Annotated in this window: 11 protein-coding genes; 5 read left to right on the top strand and 6 right to left on the bottom strand. The window is 65.5% G+C overall.

From position 1 onward, the window contains the following. Positions 1–10: 10 nt before the first annotated feature. From N4264_RS21315 to N4264_RS21305, 3 genes are all read right to left on the bottom strand, one after another. On the bottom strand, positions 11–1870 hold the full coding sequence (locus tag N4264_RS21315) for a LodA/GoxA family CTQ-dependent oxidase (protein WP_261694234.1): 1860 nt from the start codon (positions 1868–1870) through the stop codon (positions 11–13). 268 nt (positions 1871–2138) lie between these two features. Further along, complete coding sequence (locus N4264_RS21310) at positions 2139–5486, bottom strand: two-component regulator propeller domain-containing protein (RefSeq protein WP_261694233.1); 3348 nt, start codon at positions 5484–5486, stop codon at positions 2139–2141. A 140-nt stretch (positions 5487–5626) separates the two neighbouring features. After that, positions 5627–6430, bottom strand: a complete 804-nt coding sequence (locus tag N4264_RS21305) for an inositol monophosphatase family protein (RefSeq protein WP_261694232.1) — start codon at positions 6428–6430, stop codon at positions 5627–5629. Positions 6431–6610: 180 nt separating this feature from the next. On the opposite strand from N4264_RS21305, the gene N4264_RS21300 reads away from it, so the two are divergent. Then, positions 6611–7408, top strand: a complete 798-nt coding sequence (locus N4264_RS21300) for an RNA methyltransferase (protein WP_261694231.1) — start codon at positions 6611–6613, stop codon at positions 7406–7408. Between the two features lie 25 nt (positions 7409–7433). On the opposite strand, the gene N4264_RS21295 is transcribed toward N4264_RS21300, so the two are convergent. Next, the gene (locus N4264_RS21295) at positions 7434–8039 is read right to left on the bottom strand and encodes an exopolysaccharide biosynthesis protein (protein WP_261694230.1); all 606 of its coding nucleotides are present in this window, start codon (positions 8037–8039) and stop codon (positions 7434–7436) included. Between the two features lie 18 nt (positions 8040–8057). Continuing rightward, the gene (locus tag N4264_RS21290; protein WP_261694229.1) at positions 8058–9377 is read right to left on the bottom strand and encodes a hemolysin family protein; all 1320 of its coding nucleotides are present in this window, start codon (positions 9375–9377) and stop codon (positions 8058–8060) included. A 289-nt stretch (positions 9378–9666) separates the two neighbouring features. Between N4264_RS21290 and N4264_RS21285 the strand changes: the two genes are divergently transcribed. From N4264_RS21285 to N4264_RS21270, 4 genes are all read left to right on the top strand, one after another. After that, positions 9667–10296, top strand: a complete 630-nt coding sequence (locus N4264_RS21285; protein ID WP_261694228.1) for a DUF47 domain-containing protein — start codon at positions 9667–9669, stop codon at positions 10294–10296. A 10-nt stretch (positions 10297–10306) separates the two neighbouring features. After that, entirely contained in the window at positions 10307–11440 is a 1134-nt protein-coding gene (locus N4264_RS21280) for an inorganic phosphate transporter (protein WP_261694227.1), read from the top strand. Positions 11441–11541: 101 nt separating this feature from the next. After that, on the top strand, positions 11542–13080 hold the full coding sequence (locus N4264_RS21275) for a B12-binding domain-containing radical SAM protein (RefSeq protein ID WP_261694226.1): 1539 nt from the start codon (positions 11542–11544) through the stop codon (positions 13078–13080). A 68-nt stretch (positions 13081–13148) separates the two neighbouring features. Continuing rightward, on the top strand, positions 13149–14066 hold the full coding sequence (locus N4264_RS21270) for a response regulator (RefSeq protein WP_261694225.1): 918 nt from the start codon (positions 13149–13151) through the stop codon (positions 14064–14066). Positions 14067–14086: 20 nt separating this feature from the next. Here N4264_RS21270 and N4264_RS21265 read toward each other — a convergent pair whose 3' ends face one another. Further along, positions 14087–14536 carry a nuclear transport factor 2 family protein gene (locus N4264_RS21265; RefSeq protein WP_261694224.1) on the bottom strand — a complete coding sequence of 150 codons (450 nt, stop codon included), beginning with the start codon at positions 14534–14536 and terminating at the stop codon, positions 14087–14089. Positions 14537–14680: the final 144 nt, after the last annotated feature.

Below are 14680 nucleotides of genomic sequence, written 5' to 3'. Positions count from 1 at the left end.
CTACAAATCCCTATTTCACAACCAGGAAGCGCTGCGCCTTTCCGGCATGGCGCATTTCCGAGACGGTCTGTTGCTTCTCCTGTGGCGTCAGGTGTTCGCCGCCGCGATCTTCCACCTGCATGACCGGCGGGAAGTCCGGATCCCCGGCGATGCCGGGCCGTACTTCGACGACGCCCATCTCCGGAAAGCGCGTGATCATGTTGGCCAGCTGGTTCATGTAGCCGGCGCCCAGCGTGCGATCCCAGTCGGCGCGTTCCATGTAGGCCGCCAGGCGTTCTTCGCGGGGCAGCGAGGTATCCATCACCTTCGCGTAGTTCTCGGCCGACAGTACCTGGTTGGGTACGCGCGCCGGCCAGAACGTCGGCAGGTAGGGGTCGTACTGCGGGTCGTAGCCGGACCGGCAGCTGGCCGTGTCGGTCTGCCAGGGAATCGCCATCCAGCGCGTGAGCGAACCGGGAAACTGGGCGTAGAGCGGACCGTTGTAGGACAGCGCCTCGGCGCTGGTGAGGGTCGAGCCGTAGTCCGGTTCGGGATTGCCGGGCTGCCGGTGGCGCCAGCGGTACGGCGCCATGTACATCGTGGCGTGGCGCACGGGCCAGGTGACCTCGCAGCCCGGATGGAAGGCGTCTGCCAGGCAGAATTCCAGTGCCGCGCGGTCGAGGGTCTGCGGCTGTGCTTCCAGTGGCACTTCATCAATCGTTGCCGGTGGCGCCGCGGATGGATCGAGATCGGCCACGAACCGCCCTTCGGCCCAGGCATCGAGCAGGGCCAGTTGCGTGGTCGTCAGGGCATTCATGGCGTTTTTCACTTCGGGCATCGGCACGTTCATGGCGTCGCCATAGACCCAGGGCCAGGGCTTGAGCGAGATATCCCCGTCGGCCGGATTGCGGAACATGTTCGCAACGGTGCGGCGCAGTTCCCGGTAGGTATCGGACGGATCCGCCAGTTGCGACAGGTAGCGTGGATCGAGAAAGTGCTGCGGCATGCCATAGCCGAAGCCGGCGGAAAACCCGGCGTTCATCCATTGCAGGTCGCACAGCGCGCGCAGGACCGGGAGGATGTCGTGCCGGAACGAGGGTGTCGTCGGGGCCGGGAGCATGCCTGCCTGGACAGCGACGTCCGTGAGCAGCGCGTACAGCGTACGCACCGATTTCTGTTGCGGCCCGTAGTTGGGCGGCGCCACCACGACCCAGGCCGGGGAAACGGCGATTTCGCGGTCGCCCAGGCGTACCGTGGCTGTCACCGGCCCGTCGCTGGTGTCGTCGTACCAGCCGTCATTGTTGGCGAAGGTGGTTGGGGGCTGCTGGTTGATCGACGCCGACTTGCCATGGCCGCCGAAGACCAGCAGCCGGCCGGCATCGTCCGTACGCAACTCGCCCAACGGAACCTCGATGCCCAGGAAGGTGCCGCCATCGAACCGGTACGCGCTGCCCTGCCGGGCCGGTGCGTCGATGTGGCGCGGGCCGGGCAGGATGACCAGCGACGCGCGGTCGATCACGTCCGCATTGCGCCGTGTCGACGGTGGCGCGGCCGCGGCCTCGGGAATGTCCAGGGCCAGCTCGAAGTCGTACCAGGCCGCCTTGCGGTTGGCCAGCTCCACGGTCCAGGTGATCTGCGCGTCAGCCATGGTGAGCTCGCGCACGACCCGGCCCTCGCCGTCGTAGCCGTAAATTCGAAACTGCGCGACTTCCCGTTTGAGCGCACCGCTGGCATCGCGATAGGCACCGGGAGGAGAGGGTGGTGGATCAGGAACCTGCGGTCCGATGTAGTAGCCGTCGTCCTGGGTGGAATTGCCGACGCGGGCCACGCCGATGGCGGGATGGATCCTGGCGTAGGCGATACGTGCGTCGTCGCTGTGCTTGCGTGACATACCCGGCGCTCCGGTGACGAGACTGGCCGGTATCGTACACCGTATTGTGTACATATTGTGAATGACACAAGGTCATGTTGTGGTGAAAGGGTGTGATTTCGCGTTGGCGCGCGCCGGCGTGGAGGGGGCTGCGCAATGCCGCGCGTCATTCCTTCGGACCCGCAGCGAGCCGACGGGGGCGTGGGCGGCGGCAGGAATCCAGTCCGCCGGCTTGCTCAGGCCTGCCTCGGTGATCGGCGTCCGCACCTGGCCCGTGTTCCCGCGCGCCTCAGGTGGATTCCCGCGTGTCGGGAATGATCACTCCGCCCAGCAACCGGTTGGCAACCAGCGGCAGCCGCACGACGAAGGTGCTGCCGACGCCCTCTTCGCTGGTCACGGAGATCGTTCCGCCGTGGGTCTGCACGATGCTGTAGGCCACCGACAACCCCAGCCCGGTACCAAATCCCACCGGGCGCGTGGTGAAGAACGGTTCGAATATACGATGAAGATGCGCTTCCGGAATGCCCTTTCCGGTATCGGCCACCTCGACCGTGACGAAGTCCGGCTCGGCACGGGTGCGGATGGTGATGGTGCCCTGATTGTCGATCGCCTGCATCGCATTGCGTAGCAACGCCAGGAACACCTGGTTGACCTGGAACGGCAGGCATTCGACCAAGGGCAGGCGCCCGTATTCCTTGATGATGGTGGCCCGGTGCTTGAGCTCGTGCGCCAGCAGGTTGAGCGCCGTGTCCAGTCCGCTGTGCAGGTCCACCAACTGCCATTCGGCTTCGTCGACGTGCGAGAAGTCCTTCAGGTCACGCACGATCTTGGCGACCCGTCCGATACCCTCCTGTGATTCGCGCAGCAGGTCGCCGCAGTCCTGGCGCAGGAATTCCAGGTCGACCGAGCGCTTGAGGTTGCGCAGCGCGGTCCAGGCGGGGCTGTCGTCGGCGATGCGTGCCTCGACACGCTGGTAGGCGTCGATGATGCCGAAGAGTTCCTGCGTGTAGTTGCGCAGGCTGGTGAGGTTTGCGCCGACAAATCCGATCGGGGTGTTGATCTCGTGCGCCACGCCGCCGGCCAACTGGCCGACCGAGGCCATCTTGTCCGATTGCAGCAGCTGGCTCTGCGCACCGGCCAGCTTCTCATTGAGCGACGCCAGTTCCTCGTTGCGCTGGTGCAGCGTGCGTTCGGCCAGCAGACGGTCGCTGATTTCGCTGTTGAGCTGGCTGTTCATCTGGAACAGTTGTTCGTTCGCCTTGGTCTGGCGTTCGTTGGCCTCGCGCAACTCGCGCGTCCGTTCGGACACCTGTTCTTCCAGCAGACGGTTGTGCCGTCGCAGCGACGCGTTGCGCAGGCTGAAAGCCACGAAGCTGATCAACACCGCGATGGCGATCACGGCGGGCAGGAATCCGCGGCGTTCCCACAGGTGCGGTGCAATGGTGAAGGAGAAACGGGGCGGAGACCGGGTCAGCGGGCCATCGCCCATCCGTGCGGCAACTTCCACCGCGTACTGTCCCGGCGCGAGGTTCGCCAGGCGGATGCTTTTCTCGGCGCCGATATGCTCCCAGCGTTCGTCCATGCCAATGACGCGATAGGCGTAGTCGATGTTGCCGCGCTGGGTCAGTGCGGCGGCGGTGAACTGCACCGCGATGGTGTGACTGCCCGGCTCCAGTTGCGGCGTCAGGGCCGGATTGACTTCGTGGCCATCGATGGTGGCCCGGTCGATCACCACGGTAGGCGGTTCCGGCGCGACCGAATCGGCCACGCGCGGATCGACGATGGCGATGCCAGCAGCGGTCGAGAACCACAGTTCTCCCGAGCGGACCTGCTGTGCCGTCGGATTGGATGCGCCGTTGCACTGGTTGGTCAGCATGCCGTCGTCGCGGTTGTAGAGACGACCTTGCAAACGGTGCGAGGGATTGGCCAGTGCGGCGTGCAGCTCGCTTTCGGCGACGCGGTAGATGCCGGCGTTGGAGGTCAGCCAGAGCGCGGCGGTCGTGTCGCGGACGACGCCCAGCACGGTGTAGAGCGGCAACCCCTGCTGTGGTGTGACAAAATGGAAATGGTTGTCGCGGTGACGCCCGAGGCCGTTGTCGGTAGCGACCCACAGGTCACCCGATTCACTCTCGACGATGCCGAAGACGGCCTTGCCCTGGAATCCCTGGGCAGCGCCGAACGTGGTGACCTGGTCGCCGTCCAGGCGCGAGAGACTTTCATTGGTGCCGATCCAGATCCGTCCCTTGCGGTCTTCGTGCAGGGTCATCACGTTGCCGAAGCGGCCGGGCGGATCCGGCAGCACGCGTTGGTGCACTGGATCGAAATGCACCGGCCCGTCGTTGGTGCCCACCCAGACAGTGCCGTCGCGTGCCACCAGCACGCTGCGGACGGATTGGGGCCGGTGGTCGCCCAGGTTCGGTCGCTCCGGCTTGCCGTTGCGGACGACCCAGACCCCGTCGACGTAGGTGCCGGCCCAGAGCGTGCCGTCCGGCTCGATCGCCAGCGAGAGCAGCGACGCGGCACCCAGGGGCGTGCCGGCGAAAGGCTGGTCGATCTTGCCCGCTTTGATGCGGTTCAGCCCGCGCGCGGTGGCGGCCCAGATGGTGCCGTCGGGGGCTTCCAGCAGGCTGCGCACGAAGTTGTTGGACAGTCCCTGCAAGTTGGACAGATTTCGGAAACGCAGCGCCTGCAGGCTGATCAGGCCGCCATTGGTGCCGGCCCAGACGCCGTTGGCGTGATCGGGAAACAGGCTGGCGACGAAACTGTCCGGAACGCCGGGAAATCGCGGCATGCGTTGCACCGACTCGCCCGCGATACGGATCAGTCCGTCGGCCTGGGTGCCGACCCACAGCTGGCCGGTAGGATCGATCGCCAGGCGATAGCTCACATTGTCCACATATTGCCGCCAGCCCTGCTCGGGATCGTGGCGGAACACGCCGTGGGACGTGGCCACCCACAGCACTTCGGTGGACGCGGCGACGAGGTCGTAGACGATGGCGTCCCGGTGCTTCTCGGGCAGGTCGAAGCGGCGGCTGGGGCCGCCGCTGGCAGGCATCTGGAAGACGCCGTCGCGCGTGCCGATCCACAGGCCGCGGCGCAGGTCGCTGACGATGGCATAGACGGAGAGATTGGGGGTCAGGTTCTCGTCGCGGATCGGCGTGACCTTGTCCTGGTCCAGGCGATACACGCCGCCGCTCTCGGAGCCGATCCACAGGGTGCTGCCGTCGTCCCACAGCGCGCCGACGTGGCCGTTGATGGTCGTGCCAACGGCGACGATGCCTTCGATGCGGTTGTCTTCCACGCGCAGGAGGCCGCCGCCGTGGGTGCCGACCCAGAGGCCGCCGGTGCGCGTGGGGGCCATGGCCAGCACGCCGTCGTCACCGATGGCGGAGGTGTTGGAGCGGTTGAAGGTGCGGAATTCGGCGCCGTCAAAGCGCGAAAGGCCGCCCCAGGTGCCTACCCACAGCATGCCGTCACGGGTCTGGCCGATGGTCAGGACACTGTTGTGGGGCAGGCCCTGGTCGACGTTCCAGGACCGCAGGTTCAGCTCGTCAAGCGGGCGCGTCTGCGCCGGGGAAGGGGTCGGCCAGGCCAGGCAGAGGAGCAGGAGCGCGAACAACCTCAGATAGGGGTTCATCCCGACGCTGCCATGGAGTGCCGACGCAAGCGGTGGATTTAGTGTGCTCGTCGGGCGTCGACAGGTGCAAGCGGCGCAGCGCCCGGAGAATGCCGCTGTTGCGCCACGTGCCGTCCTGGGCACGCGGCGCTGCAGCGCCGTCAGCCGGCCAGCAGGGCCGGCGGCAGGGTCGGCTCGATCGCCGCGACGACCGCGGCGGCGACCTTGTGGTTGCCGGCGACGATATTGCCGGATTCGGGCAGGCCGTCGCGGCCGGCGAAATCGCAGTAGCGGCCACCGGCCTCGCGCACCAGGAGCGCACCGGCCGCCATGTCCCACGGGCGCAGGCCCACTTCGTAGTAACCATCGAGGCGGCCACACGCAACATACGCAAGGTCCAGCGCCGCCGAGCCGGTGCGGCGGATGTCTTCGGCGCTGGCCAGCAGCGCATGCGTCATGTCGATCTGCGCCTGCAAGTGGCGGCGCTGGCGGTACGGAAAGCCCGTGGACAGCAGGGCGCCGGAAAGACCGTCGCGCGGACTCACCCGGATGCGGCGTTCATTGAGAAAAGCGCCGTCGCCCTTGCTTGCGGTGAAGGTTTCGTCCCGCAGGGGATCGTAGATGACGCCGTAGACCGGTTCGTTGCCGTCGAGCATGGCGATCGAGACACAGAAATGGGGAAATCCGCGCAGGAAATTGTGCGTGCCGTCGAGCGGATCGATGACCCAGGTCTGCCGCGCCTTGCCGATCTGCCCCGATTCCTCTGCCAGGAAGGCGTGGGTGGGGTAGGCGCGCTTGAGTTCGCGCAGGATCAGCTGCTCGGCCATCCGGTCGACATCGGAGGCGAAATCCATGCGTTCCTTCTCGACCACCGCCAGACCCTCGACGCGGTTGAGGTTGCGGACAATCAGGCTGCCGGCGGCACGCGCGGCTTTTACCGCGACGTTGATGGCGGGTCTGGGCATGGTGGCTCCGATGATGGCTTAAAAAGAACAGGGCACGGCATCTGGGGCCGGCACCGAACCGCGAAGAATAACAGAGCGGGTGCGGGCGGCAAAATCCGGGCCGGGGGCCGGTGCCCCAGTTGGGCTCGGACGCCCGACCGGCTACGCTTCGCCGCCCTTGCCGTGACCGGATTTCCGCCGATGACCGTTGACCCCGCCAGCACGCCTGCCGGCCGTACCCGTTTCGTCCTGGTGCGAACCTCGCACCCCGGCAATATCGGCGCGGCGGCGCGGGCGATCCGGACGATGGGGTTTGGCCGCCTGGTGCTGGTAGCGCCCTACCGGTTTCCGGATCCGGAGGCCGATGCGTTTGCCGCCGGCGCCGTCGACGTGCTGGAGCGGGCGATCGTCGTGCCGGACCTGGCCGCGGCGATCGGCGATTGCCGGTTGGTAATGGGCGCCACGGCACGGCAGCGCAATGTGGCGTTGCGCGAGCACACGCCGCGGGAAGCGGGCCCCCGGGCGGTCGCCGAGGCGCAGGACGGTGGCGAGGTGGCACTGGTCTTCGGCAACGAGCGAACGGGGCTTGAGAATGACGAGCTGGCCCTGTGCCATGCGGCGGTGCACATTCCGGCCGATCCCGATTACAGCTCGCTCAATCTCGCCCAGGCCGTGCAGGTCCTGGCCTACGAGCTGCGCGTGGCGGCCCTGGGCAATCCCACCGCGCCGCCGCCGCGGAAGTCCGATCCGCCGGCCGACGCCGGCGCGATGGAGGGCTTCTTCCAGCACCTGGCGACGACGCTGGACGATATCGATTTCCACAAGGGGCGCTCGCCCGAGACCATCCTGTTGCGCCTGCGCAAGCTGTTCCTGCGCGCCCAGCCCGACGAGCGCGAGCTGCGCGTGCTGCGCGGCATTCTGTCGGACGCCCAGCGCATGGCGCGCCTGGCAGGTTACGGCCCCAAGGCTGGTACGCCCACGCCGGATGGCGAGGGCTAGGTTTGCTACGGATGGCGTAGCAGCGCTAGCTGAAGAAATGCTTGGCGATGGAAACCATCGCGTTGCTCAGGCTGGCCAGCATCACGACCGATGCGGCTGTTGCCGTCCACACCACCGCCAGCAGGATGCCGTCGCGCTCGATCAGCGCCACGCCGAACAGCAGCATGAGGAAGCCGAACGGATAGTTCGTGAAGGGAATGGGCAACGCCAGCAGCACGCCCAGCACGATCAGCAGGAAGCCGGACACGTGGCTGCAGGGTTTGCGCGTGATCTGTTCGAAACGGGGCCGGCAGACACGTTCGAGCCAGCCGAAGATCGGCTTCATGCGGGCAACGAAATGCTCGATCGAGGTGCGCCCGAATCCATGGTTGCGGGCGAACCGCGGCAGCCAAGGGCGATCCATCCCGTAGAGCATCTGCGCGCCGACCAGCACGAGGATGGTGCCTGAGACACCGCCAATGCCGATCGGGATAGGAATGAAGTTGGGCAGTGACAACAGCACCAGCAGGAATCCGTAGGCGCGCGTTTCCAGCGGCGCGAGGAACTGCTCCAGGGTGATGGTGTCGCCGGTGTTCTGGTCCAGGGAGTACTGGAGCAGTTCGGTCGTACGCGGGTCGTGCGGTTGGGTCATCCGTGGTCCATTCTCTCGTCACGCCGCAGCGTCGGCGTCCGGCAACTGAGGGGCATCGGTTCTTGCGATCAGGAGCTTGTCGATCCGCGGGCCGTCCAGGTCGAGCACCTCGAAGCGGAAACCGCGCCAGCGGAACGACTCGCCGACCTGCGGTATGCGGCCAAATTGCGCCATTACCATCCCCGCGGCGGTGCGGAAATCGTGATCTTCTTCATTGGGCAGCTGGCGCAGGTCCAGCAGCTCGCGCAGGTCGTCCGTGCCGAGCGCGCCGTCGACGAGGTAACTGCCGTCCTCGCGCTTGACGATGGGCGCATCGGACACCGCTTCGGTGACCAGGGCGGTCTTGCCCATCACGGCGCCGAGGATGTCGTTGAGGCTGACCAGGCCCTCGATATCGCCGTATTCATCCACCACCAGCGCCACGGTGGCCTCGGACTCGCGCAGCTCTTCCAGCAGGTCCAGCGCACGTGCCGTGGAGGGCACGAACAGGGCCTTGCGCAAATGTCCGAAGAGATCGACGTTGGGTGTGCCCAGGGTGTCGAGCAGGGACTTGATCTCCAGCACGCCGACCACGTCCTGTTCATTGCCTCGGTAGACCGGGTAGCGGGAGTAGGGTGTGTCACGCATGACGGCGAGGTTTGCGGCGAGCGGCGCGGCGACGTCGAGCCAGGCGATGCGCGTGCGCGGGGTCATCAGGCTGGCGACCGAGCGATCGCCCAGCCGCAGCACGCGATTGACCATGTTGTGCTCGTCGCTGTCGATCACGCCTTGCTCGGCGCTCTCGGCCACGAGCAGGCGGATTTCCTCTTCCGTCACCGGGTCGCGGCTGCCGCGGTTGAGCCGCAGCAGTGTCAGCACGATGCGGGTGCTGTACGACAGCAGCCAGACAAAGGGGGCCGCCACCGTGGCGAACAGACGCATCGGAAAGGCGATCCAGACGGCGATTTTCTCCGGCGCGACCAGGGCGGCGCGCTTGGGAATCAACTCACCGACGATGATCGACACATAGGTGATTGCCGCCACGCTCAGGGCCGTGCCGAGAAAGGCCGACACATCGGGTTCCACGCCCATCCCGGCGAACCCGGCGCTGATCCGGGCGCCGATGGTGGCGCCGCCGTAGACGCCGGTCAGCAGGCTGATCAGCGTGATGCCGACCTGGACCGTGGAAAGAAACCGCTCCGGACTTTCGGTCAGCCGCAGCGCATTGGTGGCGCGCGTGCTGGTTTCCGCCATCTGCTTGAGGCGCGATTTGCGGGCCGTCACCACGGACATCTCCGACAGGGCGAAGAAGCCGTTGAACAGGATCAGGACAAAGACGACCAGTATTTCGGTGAGCATCGGGTGGCAGGTAGCCCAGGGAGGGGCAGTGTACCAGCCGCGGGTATCCACCCGGCGCGAAGGACGGGTCCGCATGCGGATGCAGCCACCCGGACCGCTGCTGTAACATGAATGTCATACAACGGACATATTTTCGGCGCCGCCAGCCTGGCACTGCCGATACACGACGTCCGTGGCTCACGCTCCAGGTTGTTGAAATTGCAGGATTTTCGGCAGACACATGCGTCGCCGGCGCCTGCAGGGCGGCAGTGCGCCAACCACCGTTTTCCAATTCGGGACACCCACGACCATGTTTTCTCTACAGACCATCTTCGGCAAGGGCGACAAGTTCTACGGCCTGCTCGAATCCAGCGCCAATGCCGCGCGCAAGAGCGCGATCGCCCTGCGCGAGTTCCTGGGCAACGGCGGCGGAACGGGAAAGTCGCTGGAGGAATTCCGCCTGGCGCGCCAGCGCGAAAAGGAAATCTCCGCTGAAATCAGCCAGTCGCTGGTCAACACCTTCGTGACGGCGCTGGAACGCGAGGACATCGAAGCCCTGGCCAGCGCCCTGTACAAGATCCCCAAGGTCATCGAGAAGTTTGCCGAGCGTTACTGCCTGATCGGCGACCGGCTGGGTGACGTCGATTTCGTCTCCCGCGCCGGCATGCTGGAAAAGGCCTGCGAGGTGCTGGAACAGATGGTCAGCCAGCTGCGCGCGATGAAGCTTGATTCGATGAAGGAGCTCAATGACCGCCTGCAGCACATCGAAAGCGAGGCCGATCGCCTGATCCTGGAGCTCTACCGCGACCTGTACCGCAACGAGACCGATCCGGTGCGCTTCCTGCTGCGCAAGGACCTCTTCGAGATTCTGGAAAAGGCCATCGATCGCTGCCGCGACGCCGGCAATGTGGTGTACGCGATCGTGCTGAAGAACTCCTGAGGGTCGAACCGTGGATCTGACCCTGGTAATCACCGTCGTCGTGGTGGCGCTCGTCTTCGAGTACATCAACGGCTTCCACGACACGGCCAACTCGATTGCAACCGTGGTCGCGACCAAGGTGCTGAGCCCCGGCCAGGCCGTGTTCCTTGCGGCCGGCATGAACCTCATTGGTGCGCTCATGGGCACTGCGGTGGCCAAGACCATCGCCTCCGGACTGGTCGACACGGGCGTGGTGAACATCACGGCGCTGGTGCTGATCTGTGCGCTGTCAGGCGGCGTGATCTGGAACCTCATCACCTGGTGGTGGGGCCTGCCGTCTTCGTCGTCGCATGCGCTGGTCGGTGGCCTGTGCGGCGCCGCGCTCGCGGCCGCGGGCGACAAGTGGAACGCGATCATCTGGAACGTGCCCGGTGGCGACCACTGGTGGCAGGGCAAGGGCCTGGTGCCCAAGGTGATCATCCCCATGATCGTTTCGCCGCTGGCGGGGTTCATCCTGGGTATCGTGATCATGGGGCTGCTGTTCGCCCTGTTCAATTTCCTGGCCGACCGCAAGGGCTTCCTGCAGAAGATCGGCCGGCCGCGATTTGCCAACGCGTTCTTCGCCAAGCTGCAGATCGTTTCCGCCGGCGCGATGGGCTGGGCGCACGGCTCCAATGATGCGCAGAAGACCATGGGCATCATCGCCCTGGCCCTGGTGTCGGCCGGCGCGGCGGGACAGCTGGACAACCTGCCCGCGTGGCTGTCCTTCCTGAAAATCGATGGCGACCCGAAGAAGCTGGAAATTCCGTTGTGGATCAAGGTGACCTGCGCCATCGTGATGGCAGCCGGCACGGCGGCCGGCGGCTGGCGAATCATCAAGACGCTGGGCCACAAGATGGTGAAGCTGCATCCGGTCCATGGATTTGCCGCGGAAACGGCGTCGGCGACGATGATTCTCAGTGCATCCTCGCTGGGTATCCCGGTCTCGACCACGCACAACATCTCCGCGGCCATCATGGGCGTGGGTTCGGCCAAGCGTCTCAACGCGATCAAGTGGACGGTGGTCGAGCGCATGGTATGGGCGTGGATCCTCACCATTCCAATCGCGGCGCTCCTGGGCTACGGCCTGGTTCGCCTGGCGCGTATTGCCGGCCTGCCGGTGTGACATCCCGGTCGCCCGGCCGCGCCGGCGGCCGGGCGTCTTTCGCATCCGCCTGATCCAGCGCGGTGCGCCGCGGCGATGCATGCCTGCCGCATAATGTCGCGATGGTTGACATCGTCCTTACCACGCTCAACGCCCGCTATTCGCATGCCTGCCTGGGGCTGCGTTACCTGCGCGCGAACCTCGGCGAATTCCGCGATGCGAGCGTCATCCGGGAATTCGTCATCGGTCAGAAAACCGAAGACATTGCCGAGCGCCTGCTGGCGGAGACGCCCCACGTCATCGGCATCGGCGTGTATATCTGGAACGTGGAGGAAACCACGCGGCTGGTGGCCCAGCTCAAGACCCTGGCACCGTCTATCCGGATCGTGCTCGGCGGTCCGGAGGTCAGTTACGAAGTCGATCGCCAGCCCGTCTGCGCGCTGGCTGATTATGTTGTCACCGGCTGGGGCGAGGTGAGTTTCGCCCGGCTGGTGCGGCAGCTGTTGCAGGGTGAGCCGCCCGAAGCACGCGTGATTACCGGCGAGCAGCCGCCGTTGTCGGCGCTCACGATGCCCTACGCGGAATACACCGACGAGGACGTGCGGCATCGCTACCTGTATGTCGAGGCGTCGCGCGGTTGTCCGTTCAAATGCGAGTTCTGCCTTTCCGCCCTGGACAAGACCGCCTGGCCGTTTCCGCTCCAGTCCTTCCTCGCAGAGCTGGCGGCGCTCTATGCGCGCGGCGCGCGGCAATTCAAGTTTGTGGATCGCACCTTCAACTTGAAGGTGGATACGTCCCTGGCGATCCTCGACTTCTTCCTCGAGCGCATCGCTGCGGCGCCGGACGATCCACCGTTCGTGCATTTCGAGCTGGTACCGGATCATTTGCCGGAACGATTGAAAGCGACGATCGCGAAGTTTCCGCCGGGCACGTTGCAATTTGAGATCGGCATCCAGACCTTTGATCCGCAGGTGCAGACGCGCATCTCGCGTCGCCAGGACAACGAACGTGCGGCAACCAACCTGACCTGGCTGCGCCAGCATTCCGCGGCGCACCTGCATGTGGACCTGATCGCCGGACTTCCCGGCGAATCGGTCGAGCAGTTTGGCGCCGGTTTTGACCGCCTTGTGGCGCTGGCGCCGCACGAAATCCAGTTCGGTATCCTCAAGCGTCTGCGCGGCGCACCGATTGCCCGACACACCGAAGCGTTCGACCTGCGCTTCAATCCGCAGCCGCCCTACAACATCCTGTCGACCAACGTCATCGATTTCTCGACCATGCAGCGCCTGGTCCGTTTTTCGCGCTACTGGGACATCATCGCCAATTCCGGGCGTTTTCCACGCACGCTGGCGCTGCTGCTGGGTGATGCACCGTTCGCGCAGTTCCTGGCCTTGTCAGACTGGTTGCATGATCGCACCGGCCAGAGCCACGCCCTGGCGCACGAGCGGCTGGTGCAATTGCTGTTCGATTACCTGACCACGCAGCGAATGCATTCCGCTTCCGTTGCGGAAACCGCCGTGGTAGCGGACTACCGCGCCTGCGGTGGTCGTTCGCGCCTGCCATTTGAAACCGCCGTCACGACGCCGGTCCGGCCACTGCCCTCCCGCCCGGCCGGCGCGACACCGCAGCGTCAGCGCCGCCACCTGCAAGGCCATGACTAGCAACCGGTACGGTCGTACGATAGCGGCCATGGGGTGCGGCACGGCCCTTCCTTCCCTGGAGTTTCCGCATGTCTGATCGGGCAAAGATCATTTTCATCGATGACGACGAACGCATGGTGCGGTCGCTGGCGCGGCTGTTCCGTGGCGATTTCGACGTCGTCGCCACGACCGATCCGCAGGTCGTGCTCGATCTGGTCCGGCGCGAACGCGTGCATGTCATCGTCAGCGACCAGCGCATGCCGGATATGGAAGGGGTGGACCTGTTGCGCCAGGTGCGTGCCATTTCACCGGCCACGATCCGCATGCTGCTCACCGGCTACGCCGACCTCGCCGCCGTGATGGGTTCCATCAACGATGGGGAAATCTTCCGGTTCGTGCGCAAGCCGTGGGATTCGGAGGAGTTGCGGCGCAAGGTCACTGACGCCGTGACGATTGCGCGCGAGCTGTTCGAGCTGCAGTCGGGCCTGGCGCAGATTCCGATGGCGGAATCATCTGCCGCCGGCACGGATGTCCTGGTCATCGACGACAGCGAAGAGATGTATCACCTGGTGGTGTCCGTGCTGGGTGACAGCCGTACCGTTCATTGGTCCAACACCCTCGACAGCGTGCTCGACGTGATGCAGGACGGTCGCATCGGCGTCGTGCTGTCGGATGTGCGTCTGAATGGCACCGATATTTCCGGCGCGCTCAAGGTGCTCAAGCGTCACGAGCCGACTCTGCTGACCGTGGTGCTGACCTCGTTCCAGGATTCAGGTCAGCTCATCGAGCTGATCAACGAAGCGCAGGTTTTTCGTGTTCTGCGCAAGCCTGTCGACCCGGTGCTGTTGCAGCCCGCCATCGCGGCAGCAATGACGCGTGCGCGCGAACTGGACGCGCAGCCACGCCTGAGCTGCCAGTACAGCGTGGAAGAGATGCATGGCATGGAAACGGTGCCCGAGCCGTTCCTGGCGCGTGTGCGCAGTCTCGGGCAGCGTCTGCATCGATAATCCTGCCGTTGCACGCCGGGCTACTTCGGCGTGAGTTCCCACAGGACGTTGATGATGCGCCACTCGCCCGTTTCCGAGCGAACCACGTGCATGTAGTCGACCCAGCCGTCCATCTGCAGTCTCACGGTGGCGGCGTTACCGAAGCCGTCGAGAATCTCGATGTCGGTCCGCTTGGGCGCGTTCGCGTATTTCGCCGCGTTTTCCGGACGATTTCCCGCCAGCAGCGTCGCTTTGTCCATCTGGTTCAAGGAGCGCTTGCCCGTCTTGTCCGGCAGGTAGGCGCGCTTGGCCAGCGAGTCGTGCAGTGATGACGCCATGCGGTCGCGGTCGCCGGTGTACCAGCCCTGCGCATAATCCGTGGCAGCCTTGCGCACTGCCGCCTGGTCGGCTTCCGTCAGCGTGACCGTGGCGGCAAGGCTCGCCGCAGACGGTATGACGGTAAGCAGGGTGAAGAACGCGCGCTTGAACATGAAAACCCCCTTGAGTGAGTGATTCGCCGCTGCCATCCGGACGCATCCATCCCGAAGCGGCGCGCGTGCGACTGTGGTACCCGGCGCAAGTTCGCCCCGGCGCGCCGGATGGAGTCTCCGGTACGCCGGGGCGAAGGTTCTCAC

The organism is Tahibacter amnicola (assembly GCF_025398735.1).
Taxonomy (GTDB): Bacteria; Pseudomonadota; Gammaproteobacteria; order Xanthomonadales; family Rhodanobacteraceae; genus Tahibacter; species Tahibacter amnicola.
This window is presented reverse-complemented; position numbering and strand designations above follow the sequence as displayed.

What these genes read in the sequence shown, in the direction of transcription:
- N4264_RS21315 (WP_261694234.1), bottom strand. Translation starts at nt 1,870, where the DNA reads ATGTCACGCAAGCACAGCGACGACGCACGTATCGCCTACGCCAGGATC.
- N4264_RS21310 (WP_261694233.1), bottom strand. Translation starts at nt 5,486, where the DNA reads ATGAACCCCTATCTGAGGTTGTTCGCGCTCCTGCTCCTCTGCCTGGCC.
- N4264_RS21305 (WP_261694232.1), bottom strand. Translation starts at nt 6,430, where the DNA reads ATGCCCAGACCCGCCATCAACGTCGCGGTAAAAGCCGCGCGTGCCGCC.
- N4264_RS21300 (WP_261694231.1), top strand. Translation starts at nt 6,611, where the DNA reads ATGACCGTTGACCCCGCCAGCACGCCTGCCGGCCGTACCCGTTTCGTC.
- N4264_RS21295 (WP_261694230.1), bottom strand. Translation starts at nt 8,039, where the DNA reads ATGACCCAACCGCACGACCCGCGTACGACCGAACTGCTCCAGTACTCC.
- N4264_RS21290 (WP_261694229.1), bottom strand. Translation starts at nt 9,377, where the DNA reads ATGCTCACCGAAATACTGGTCGTCTTTGTCCTGATCCTGTTCAACGGC.
- N4264_RS21285 (WP_261694228.1), top strand. Translation starts at nt 9,667, where the DNA reads ATGTTTTCTCTACAGACCATCTTCGGCAAGGGCGACAAGTTCTACGGC.
- N4264_RS21275 (WP_261694226.1), top strand. Translation starts at nt 11,542, where the DNA reads ATGGTTGACATCGTCCTTACCACGCTCAACGCCCGCTATTCGCATGCC.
- N4264_RS21270 (WP_261694225.1), top strand. Translation starts at nt 13,149, where the DNA reads ATGTCTGATCGGGCAAAGATCATTTTCATCGATGACGACGAACGCATG.
- N4264_RS21265 (WP_261694224.1), bottom strand. Translation starts at nt 14,536, where the DNA reads ATGTTCAAGCGCGCGTTCTTCACCCTGCTTACCGTCATACCGTCTGCG.